The 4776-nt window shown below is 31.6% G+C and carries 4 protein-coding genes; 3 read left to right on the top strand and 1 reads right to left on the bottom strand.

All coding sequences use genetic code 11. The features are described 5' to 3' along the window. The first annotated feature begins 110 nt into the window (after positions 1–110). Both JJE11_RS14745 and JJE11_RS14750 read left to right on the top strand, forming a co-directional pair. Positions 111–1016: a TetR/AcrR family transcriptional regulator gene (locus tag JJE11_RS14745; protein WP_291636944.1), complete on the top strand. Its 906-nt coding sequence runs from the start codon at positions 111–113 to the stop codon at positions 1014–1016. Next, positions 1000–2436 carry an MDR family MFS transporter gene (locus JJE11_RS14750; protein ID WP_291636946.1) on the top strand — a complete coding sequence of 479 codons (1437 nt, stop codon included), beginning with the start codon at positions 1000–1002 and terminating at the stop codon, positions 2434–2436. Before JJE11_RS14745 ends, JJE11_RS14750 begins: the two co-directional genes overlap by 17 nt. 12 nt (positions 2437–2448) lie before the next feature. On the opposite strand, the gene JJE11_RS14755 is transcribed toward JJE11_RS14750, so the two are convergent. Next, positions 2449–4065 carry an amidohydrolase family protein gene (locus JJE11_RS14755; protein ID WP_291636948.1) on the bottom strand — a complete coding sequence of 539 codons (1617 nt, stop codon included), beginning with the start codon at positions 4063–4065 and terminating at the stop codon, positions 2449–2451. Between the two features lie 291 nt (positions 4066–4356). On the opposite strand from JJE11_RS14755, the gene JJE11_RS14760 reads away from it, so the two are divergent. Next, a partial coding sequence (locus JJE11_RS14760) for a class I SAM-dependent methyltransferase (protein ID WP_291636950.1) occupies positions 4357–4776 on the top strand: 420 nt, incomplete at its 3' end.

Below are 4776 nucleotides of genomic sequence, written 5' to 3' on the forward strand. Positions count from 1 at the left end.
GAGCTTTTATTTATTTAACAGTCTTGATTTATTTTTGAAAAAGGCGTATATTAATACAGTACTATAGTGTACTAGACAGTACTTGTAAGTTTTAGTGGGAGATGATTAAGATGGATGAAAAGCAAAAATTGATTATGGATGTAGCAAAAGAATGTTTTAATAAGCAGGGACTTCATTTTACTTCAATATATGATATTGTAAAAACATGTAAAATATCTAAAGCAACTTTTTATAAACATTTTTCAACAAAAGAGGATTTAGTTTATGAAATATTAGCTTATTCTAATAAAAATTTTCTAAGCAGAGCGAGGGCTATTGATGAAAATCTTGAAATGAATAATAAAGATAAATTAAAAAAGAAGATAATTTTAGTGTGGGAGTACTTGGTTTCTAATACTCCTTTTAATCTATTTATAATAGAAAATTTTTCTGAGATCAAAGGACAACCAATGTATAAAGTTAAGGAAAAAATAAGAGATAATTTATTATCAGAGTATCACAAGAGTTTAACAAGTCTATATGGAGATGAAATAGAATCTATTGTGTGGGAAACGGTTTTTTTAATAGATAGTTTAGTGCATGAATTTATTTTGATTATGCGGATTAAAAAGGAAGAATTTGAACCGAACTTTGTTGGAGATTATGTTATACGAATAATAGAGATGACAATTGAAGAGCTAAAAAAGGTTCCGGCTGTTATAGATAAATCTTTTTTTTACTCTGAGAATGGTGATGCATGCGATAATTTATTCTCATCTGAGCAAGTGTTTATTTACAAAACAATTAAAGAGATAAAGGATCTTATTGTAAAACATGATACTGTTATTGAACAAAAAAAATTAACAGAGGCAATAAATATTGTAGAAAAAGAAGCTGAATTAGGGTTGTATAATTCCTTAATTATGGATGCAATGCTATCATTTCTGGAAAAAGAAAAATCGTTAAAAATAGAGATAGCTATATTTAACAAGTTGAAAAGTAAATTAGGGGATGATACTAGTGAATGTAATAAGTAAAAAAGAAAGAAATATAATTGTAACTATAGTAATAGTAGGGTCGTTTTTAAGTTTGCTTAGTCAGACAGTGCTTACAGCAGCGCTACCAAGTATGATGAAAGATTTTAAAGTGGATGCTAATATAGGTCAGTGGTTGACTACAATTTATTTACTAGTACTCGGTATAACTATTCCAACTACAGGATATTTAGTAAATAGGTTTAGCACGAGAAAATTATACCTTAGCGCTATGGGACTTTTTTTTATTGGGTGTGTATTTTCTATATTTGCTACAACATTTAATCTTATGATAGCTTCACGTATTATTCAGGCAATGGGAGCGGGTATTCTCGTACAATTGGTACAAATCGTTATACTAAAGCTATACCCTATTGAGAGTAGAGGCGCAGCTATGGGTATAATTGGAATTACAGTTGGTTTTGCTCCATCAATTGGGCCTACACTTTCGGGATTTGCAATTGATTACTTTGGGTGGAGAAGTTTATTTTATATACTCGCGAGTATATCTTTTGTAGATATTGTAATAGCGTTTTTTTTATTAAAAAATGTTGGACAAACAAAAAAAGATAAATTAGACATAAGGTCTCTAATTTTATCCACATTGGGATTTGGAGGACTACTTATTGGTTTTAGTAATCAAGGAAGTTCTGGATGGGCGAATCCAATTACATATGTTCCATTAGTTGTTGGGGTGATATCACTTATTGTTTTTACACTAAGACAAATTGGTTCGAAAAATCCATTTTTAGATTTAAGAGTGTTTAAAAGTAGTGATTTTACAGTTAGTACTATACTAACCTGTATTATTTATGCTGCTATGATGTCAGCTACAATTCTGCTTGCTATTTATATCCAAAGTATTCGTGGGTATTCTGCTGTTCAATCTGGACTTATAATGCTTCCGGGTGCTTTATTTCTAGCTATATTAAGCCCTGCAACTGGGAGGATTCTAGATAAACATGGTCCACGTATTTTATGTATAGTTGGTATGGCAATATTAGGTATAGGAACATTTTCTTTTTCATATTTAGGTGAAAATACTTCAGTAATCTATGTATCTATTATGTACTGTTTTAGAATGATAGGTCTGGTCATGATCTTATCCCCACTTACCACGTGGGGAATTAATTCACTTGATAGTAAGCATATTGCTCATGGTGCTGTAATAAATAACACATTACGTCAGGTATCGGGTGCTATTGGTTCAGCTATTCTTATTACTGTCATGACAAATTCAGTTAAGCACAGTAAACAAACTTCAACTATACTTGCGAGTATCCATGGAATGAATGTGTCTTTTAGAATGGCATCAATTCTAATTGCAATTGGATTTGTAGGTATAATTCTTTATGTAAAGGATGGCAGATCAAAAGAAGAAATTGTAAAAATTAGAAATTGTAATGTTGACACAAATGAATAAATAAAATGAAGACTACTTAAACTTTTTTAGTTTATAAAACTTTCCATAGTAATGTTTACATACCACACTATCTCTTAATGCAACATTACCATTTAATACTACATATTTAACTCCAACAGGGGCTTTAGTTGGATTAAAGTAATCTTCAAAGCCTTTAATTTCGTTTAAATCAAATATAACTATATCAGCCGTTTTACCTATTGCTATCTCTCCTATATTTTTAAGTCCTAAAGTTTTTGCAGGCAAATATGATATCTTATATACTGCCTCCTCAAGGGAAAGAACCCTTTTATCCCTTACGAATTTACCTATAAAAAGTGGAAAGTTCCCGTAAAGCCTTGGATGTGGATTTCCTGCTGGTATGCTATCTGAGCCTACCATTTGCAAAGGGTGCTTTATAAGTTTAATGGTATCCTCCTGCGAAAATACATCTAGTGTTACGATTGCTACACCGAACTTTTCTTCCATAAGCAGTTGCAATGCAAAATCTACAGCATCAATACCTAAATTTTTAGCAATCTCTCCTACAGTTTTACCAACGTATTTCAAATTTTTATTTTCTTGTACTGAAGTTATAAGTATGCCATCCCAACTCGTAATTAAGCTGTAATTGTCCCAGCCTTTATAGTGCGTTTTGTAACTTCTAAGTTCTTCTTTAAGTCTTAGGACCAAATCTCCATCTTGAAGTCTTTTAACCATATCGTCACTTCCACCGGCAGTAACCCAAGGTGGTAAAAGCTGAGTCATAAGAGTGCTTCCCGATAAATATAAATGCTCGTCAAATGTTATTTTTACTCCTTTATCTACTGCGACTTCTATGCAACTTATAAGCTTTTGCGCATCTGAGCCCAGATCCTTTGAGTTATACGATCTCATGTGTGATATGTGAAGCCTTACCTTAGACTGCTTAGCTATATAAATTATTTCCTCTAGCGCATTTGTTATAGTATCATCATGATTTCTAAGATGAACCATAACAATTCCATCATATTTTGCTATAACGCTACATATAGCTATTAACTCATCTTTCGTACTATAAATTGCAGGTATATATTGGAGTCCTATAGACATGCCAAATGCACCGGATACCATAGCATCGTCTGCGAGTTTACACATAGCGCGAATCTCTTCTTCATTTGGTATCCTAGTATTAAAGCCCATAACACTTGTCCTAATTGCTCCATGAGAAATTAAAGCTGTAAAATTATTTTTAAGTCCTATTTTAGTTACTTGATTAACGTATTCATAAACATTAGGAAAATTCCACGTAAGTCCTGGGTCCCCAACTACACCTCTTATATAGTTTTTCCATATGTTATTTTCTTCTCCATCAATACAAGGAATAACTCCTAAACCACATTGTCCTACAAGCTCTGTTGTTACCCCTTGCATTAATTTTAAATTTTGAATATTTTCATCCATAAAAGGTACCAAATCATTATGGCTGTGCACATCAATAAATCCAGGAGAAACTACAAGTCCGGTGGCATCAATAATTTCTAAGGCCTGCTGGTCTATATTATCCTCGATTTTTACCACAATTCCATCTTTTATTGCTAGGCTGCATTTATAAGAAGGATTACCTGTACCATCAACTATATACCCATTTTTTATTATAATATCTAACATATCAATTACATCCCCTTGTTAAAATATAAATAGTTTTATCTACTATAACCTAACATCATTATACTCATTATAGAGTGTGATTTACGTATATCAATAGAATCTTTGTGAAATATTAAAATACATTTCATTTGATACAGCTTAGATATTTTTAAGGACTACTTTCTATTGATTATTTAGCAATATTCATTTATAATGGAAATAACGTATATACCTAGTGGGGGTACAAAAACATAATACCACATTATGGGAGAATGTCCACATCTCTCATTGATACATAAGGAGAGATGCAAAATGATAGAGATAAGTTCAAGAATATTTGATTTATTTATGAAGCCGTTTGAGAAAAGAGCTTTAAGTAAAAGAAGAAGCGAATTGATACCTCAGGCTAAAGGAAATGTATTAGAAATTGGTGCAGGAACAGGAGTGAATTTTGATTATTATATTCATGAGAACTTATCAAAATTAACTGTTGTGGAACTAAAGTTTAATAATTTAATAACTAATAAACCACTGAATTCACACTTGAATATTGATTATGTGGTAGCAAGTGTTGAAAAATTACCATTTCCAGACGAGATTTTTGATAGTGTAGTTTCAACCTTAATTTATTGCTCCGTTGACAATCCCGAAAAGGCTCTTAGTGAAGTATATAGGGTATTAAAGCCAGGTGGCAAAATGTATTTTATTGAGCATGTTCTACCTGAAGAAAAA

This window comes from Clostridium sp., assembly GCF_016650095.1.
In the GTDB taxonomy this organism is placed as follows: Bacteria; Bacillota; Clostridia; order Clostridiales; family Clostridiaceae; genus Clostridium_AD.